A 5,380-nucleotide genomic window follows, 5' to 3' on the forward strand; every position below is an offset into this window, starting at 1 on the left:
TTAACTGTAACCTATCCAAAGTACCGTTGCTGTACTTCTTTGTAAAGCTCTATCTGCCACCGAAGGTACTCCGATTGGTCGTTTTTCGACTTTCCCAGGTTTAGGTATCCAGACCCTTCTTACTGCTGGAGGTTTATAGCTATGTCTGTGGATTGAATTCATCATTTCTCCAACCCAATTTTCAAACTCAATTATAGCCATATCCCTTGTGGTACCATCAATGCCAGGTGAAGTGTTCTTCGGCATATGGTTTAAACTAGTCCAAATCAACTCTTTTGTAATGTGGTGTGCTAATGATGTAAATTGTAGTTTTGCATCTTGTTGAGCTTTTACTGCTATTCTCTCTAATCTTGTTGTCATGATTGGTTTCTCCTTACTTTGAATTAAGGACCGAAATCTTCCGTTGAATGAAGCTCATGTTTCCTTAGATTGATTCAATTTCCGCTAACCGCTTCCCCATGTAATAGGCTCTCCCTATCTCAGAGTACTATCAGTTAGTAAGACTTCCAATAAACCATCGAATTCTCCTTGCTTTGTAGGCTTGTTGAATTCTTATCTACATCCTGTAGAAGTTCATTGGATCTCCCTTGTTCCCAAGGAATCCATTGATGACATGCCGTAGGTACGAATCCCGGGAGTAATGAGAATGACCTTGCCTTTGGCGGTTATTTCTTTATTGCCTTCCCCATTGAGAGAAAAGGTCGGCTACTCCACATCACGTTCAATTTCGGGACTAATTATCCTCTTCACTTTATTCCGGCCTGCCATCTTCCTGTCTACGCTTCGCAGTGAACGTTACCGTGCACCACGCAAGACTCGGTACAAGACTGCTGGCTAAGCATTATCTAGACGACTATTTCAAGTCGCGTGTATTCCTTGAGCTTTCAAGGCGCAACCCTCACAGAACCGTGCTTGCACTATTAATGCACACGGCTCCTCCTAGTTATCATTCACATAATGTAGCTTATCTCTTTTCTTAAATCATATATATTCACTTTAATTCTTGGAGATGGAAGTGGATATTTATTAAGAAATAGATTGAATTTATCCCATGTAAAGGATTTCCTCTGGCTTCTTCTATTAAGCCATTTAAACAATAACTTTTCGATTTTGTCTTTGAAGTTGTTAACATTTTGGGTATTATCAGTGATGCAATAATAGTTGTAATAACCTATTAGTGAGCGTTTAAATCTATCCATAATCATATGAATATCTTTACTTCTATTACTCTTCAGCAATTCTTTCGTTTCTTTTAGTTTACCTTGTACTTTCTTCCTGCTTGATTTTCGTTTTACTCGAAATTTCCCTAGTTTACTTTTCCCACAATAGTGTGTAAACCCAAGGAAATCAAAAGTAGCTGGTTTACTTCTCCCCTGTTGATTTGCATTTTGCTCCGCAAACCGCCCGAAGGGAATAATTTTGGTTTTATCCTCTGCTATTTCTAAGTTAAATTTCTTTAATCTTAACTTTAAAGAATGGAAGAATTGCTGGGCTTCACTTTTATATTGAAAACAACAAACAAAATCATCTGCATATCTCACTATGTATGCTTGTCCCTTGCACTGTTTCCTTACCCTTTTCTCAAACCATAGGTCAAGGACATAATGGAGGTATACATTGGCTAATATCGGAGATATTACTCCACCTTGCGGTGTGCCATTGTCTGTCTTGTATTTCTTACCTTCCTCCATGTATCCACCTTTAAGAAACCTACCAATTATTCTTAGTAGGTTAGGGTCAGCGATTCGCAGTTTTAAGAACTCCATCATCCATATGTGGTCAACGTTGTCGAAGAATCCTTTAATATCTACATCTACTACATAATTTACTGACCTCTTTTCAATATAATAGTTCAGTATTTTTAAAGCATCGTGGCAGTTGCGATTTGGGCGGAATCCACAGGAACAGTCTAGAAAGTCATTTTCATAAATGGTATTTAGTATCTTTGTAATGCCTTTTTGAACAATTTTATCTTCATGTTCCGGTATTCCCAGTGGTCTTTTCTTATTTGAATTGAGCTTTGGAATATACATTCTCCTTACTGGAACAGGACGATAGCTTTTGCTTTTAAGCCTACTTAATAAATCCTCTATGTTTTCTTCTAAACTTTCACCGTATTGCTCTTTAGTAGTACCGTTAATCCCAGTTGCCTTCTTATTGGGTAGTTCAAGATGACATTGAACTAATGCTTCCTTATTTAATAGATGTGCAAGAGATGTAAATTCCATTTTAGGATCAGATTTTGCTAATTCTGCTATCCTTAGTAGTTTTGTTTCCATTTATAATACCTACCTCTGTGTGTAGTAAATGTGTCCCTAATAAGGGTAATAACTGGTAGCTAGCCTTTCCTCCATCGGCATTACCCAACTTCATTGGTACTACGCTGCTATCCGACTCCCTACATCGGCATTTGGTTTCCTTGCTTATTATCGCTTGTTGACCATACTCTTCTAAAAAAAGAAAAGACCGGTAGGGTCTCCCGAGTTGCCGTATCATATCAATGTATAACGTGCCAAGGTCTCTGACTCCAGAGAGGTTTTACCCTTCTTGCCTTTAACGAAAGATAAAATGTAGCTTTCTGCTGTGCGTAACGCATCAGCCCTCTCGGTTTACTAACATTATGGAGCTCAATCCCTTCAACCATTTGGCTTTCGGCCCGCTACCTAACTGTCTACGCTTAAAGACTAAAGTTACCTTTAGCCCTCCAAGACTCGCTACGAGCGAATGGCTAGTTCTTACTCGACGGGAATCCCACCCGCTATATGATACGACCTAAGCTCGGCCGCACACGCACCCGTTACTTGAATAAGATTTTTATTTTATAATTAATCAGATTCTCTGATTTTATAAAGACTTAATCGGTTAATATAATTATCTTGGAATTTGAATATACTACCAGTTACTAGTGGATATTATAATTATCGATTTATGGGAGGGTATAAAATGGAGGGAGAACATAATCCAAGATTGACATCTTCTGAAATTTCAATTATGTGGAGTAGCTATGTGAACAACAGTTTTTCTAAATGTATTATGGAATATTTTTTGGCTAATGTGGATGAACCAGATATAAAATCAATTTTAGAATTTGCACTTAATATATCACAAAAAATGTTAAATATGAGCAAGGAAATACTAAAAAAAGATAATCAACCAATTCCAGTTGGTTTTTCTGACGAAGATGTAAGTCCAAGTTCTCCACGTCTATTTTCAGATGCTTTTTACTTATATTATATTAAAAATATGTCAAAAGTTGGTTTATCTATATATGGTGTGGCTTTGGCAACTTCCGCACATTCTGATGTCCGTGATTTCCTAAGTCAAGCAATACAAGCCTCAATAGAACTATATAATAAAACAGCCAACGTTTTATTATCAAAGGGATTATTTGTAAGACCACCTTATGTTTCAACTCCTGATAGTGTTGATTTCATTGATAAAAAGAAGTATTTAGGTGGTTTTTTAAATTTAAATAATAGACCTCTAAATGTAATCGAAATTACTCATATTGCAGCAAATATTGAGGCAAATGCAGTTGGTAGAGCTCTTTTAGAAGGTTTTGCCCAAGTAGCGAAGTCTGAAAAGGTTAGTGATTATTGTAATAGAGGTAAAGAAATATCTAAAAAACATATTCAACTGTCTTCATCCATGTTAACTGAGGATGACATTCCAGCACCAGCAGCATGGGACCTTGAAGTCACAGATTCAACTTTCACACCTTTTTCTGATAAATTAATCATGTTTCATATTACATTGTTAATTGCATCAAGTATTTCGAACTATGCAACTTCTTCAGCAGCAAGTTTAAGAAAGGATATTGCAGCATCTTATGTTCGTTTAACAGCAGAAAATGCTCAATACGCTAAAGATGGTGTAAACTTAATGATTGAAAACGAATGGTTGGAACAACCTCCGCAAGCCCCAAACCATAAAGGTTTGGCAAAGGATTAGAGTGTTTAAGGGGTGTGATACAACTTTATAACTATGAAAGAAAGTAGGATTTATCGATGTGGATAAAGATGCGATCGGAACATTATTAGGTCATTAGCTCTACCAGTTATTGGGCGACATTAAATCATAAATTTTAGCACTTCTTGTAAATATCCAATCTAACTTTAGCAAAGTGTTAATAAATAATTCCATTAATTAGTATAGTTTCTAGTTGAACTAACCTGCCCTTTAGTTTAACTAGAAAAAAGAGCCGCAGATACGACTCTTTGTTTAACTCAAGCACCCATTAGTGTAAGTGAGTAAATGCATAAACACTAAAACAAAAACAAATAAAGGCAAATATAAATAACAATGTTTTGGTAACCTGATATGGCAACAGTCTGAATAAGATGACAACGAATAAAGCGATGATGGCACCGATGATTGAATCAGCTCCAGAACCATCTAAACCATCGTTTTCGTGTCTTTTTTTATTATAGGCGAATCCACCATATAACGCTACAAAACCAATCAAAACAGACATTGCACCCAATAAATCCATTATCTCACCCTATTAATAACGATACCTTATTTAATAGCTTAATTATACCTAACATAATGTTTTTTGTAACTTGGGGAATTTCACCTTTTTTCAACTAAACTGCCCGTTAGCTCAACAAGAAAAGAAAGACCGCCTCAGCGGTCCCATTTTAAACTCTTGTCCCCGTTAAGGTTCTTCTCAATGGATAATGTCTAAATCATCTTCGCTTTCAGCTTCTTCGTATGTATAAAAAATCGCAGAAATGTCCTCCCTCAATGCTTCATCAAAGCATTCGAGTAATTCCTTATCTTCTTGAGTATCTCCTAAGTACATATCTCGACTCGCTATGAATTGGTCCTCAATGCTTATTACTTCCCAACCTTGATTGACGACGTAGTTTTTGGCTGTATTCAAAGCTAATTTTATATTTTTTGATTTAACCCAACAGTTTACAAAAGCACCGACACATTCTTCACTTTCTGGATTATCAATAAGCGGTATTGCCTCTAACTGAATTAAATAAATAGTCATAATTCCTCCAAGGGTTATTCAATTGTAATTCCTATACCAACTTTATTCTAAATTCAACAAAAATCATAACGATTCCTTCTTGAACTCCCTCAGTTTGATACGAGTATCTCTTGAATGCTCACTTATTCGCAGGATTTCATAACCTCTATAAATAGAATGACGGGTAATTGGAATCAATTCAGATCATTTGGCTTCGTGAAGGCATAGTTAAATAAAGGAGTTAGCTACTACTCCATATTTTACCATATAATGTACATCTCCACGCCGCCCCTGGAGGCTTTCCCTCCCATGTCTCAACGGGTCAATTGCCCTCTCATTCCTGCGTCATGCCTATCCAAGGGGTGGAGGCCAGTTATGCTAACCTGATGGGTCACAGTG

The 5,380-nt window shown here is 36.7% G+C and carries 5 protein-coding genes; 1 reads left to right on the forward strand and 4 read right to left on the reverse strand.

The genetic code is table 11. From position 1 onward, the window contains the following. Together J7E77_RS29165 and ltrA are read right to left on the reverse strand one after the other, a co-directional pair. Window positions 1–360 carry a reverse transcriptase family protein gene (locus J7E77_RS29165; RefSeq protein ID WP_214718998.1) on the reverse strand — a complete coding sequence of 120 codons (360 nt, stop codon included), beginning with the start codon at window positions 358–360 and terminating at the stop codon, window positions 1–3. A 590-nt stretch (window positions 361–950) separates the two neighbouring features. Further along, window positions 951–2,279 carry a group II intron reverse transcriptase/maturase gene (ltrA, locus tag J7E77_RS29170; RefSeq protein WP_214718999.1) on the reverse strand — a complete coding sequence of 443 codons (1,329 nt, stop codon included), beginning with the start codon at window positions 2,277–2,279 and terminating at the stop codon, window positions 951–953. A 664-nt stretch (window positions 2,280–2,943) separates the two neighbouring features. On the opposite strand from ltrA, the gene J7E77_RS29175 reads away from it, so the two are divergent. Beyond that, window positions 2,944–3,951: a DUF3231 family protein gene (locus J7E77_RS29175; protein WP_214719000.1), complete on the forward strand. Its 1,008-nt coding sequence runs from the start codon at window positions 2,944–2,946 to the stop codon at window positions 3,949–3,951. Between the two features lie 286 nt (window positions 3,952–4,237). Here the strand turns inward: J7E77_RS29175 and J7E77_RS29180 are convergent, their stop codons facing one another. Together J7E77_RS29180 and J7E77_RS29185 are read right to left on the reverse strand one after the other, a co-directional pair. Next, on the reverse strand, window positions 4,238–4,492 hold the full coding sequence (locus J7E77_RS29180) for a hypothetical protein (RefSeq protein WP_214719001.1): 255 nt from the start codon (window positions 4,490–4,492) through the stop codon (window positions 4,238–4,240). Window positions 4,493–4,669: 177 nt separating this feature from the next. Continuing rightward, window positions 4,670–5,002 carry a hypothetical protein gene (locus tag J7E77_RS29185; RefSeq protein WP_214719002.1) on the reverse strand — a complete coding sequence of 111 codons (333 nt, stop codon included), beginning with the start codon at window positions 5,000–5,002 and terminating at the stop codon, window positions 4,670–4,672. Window positions 5,003–5,380 lie beyond the last annotated feature (378 nt).

The organism is Bacillus sp. ISL-77 (assembly GCF_018613105.1).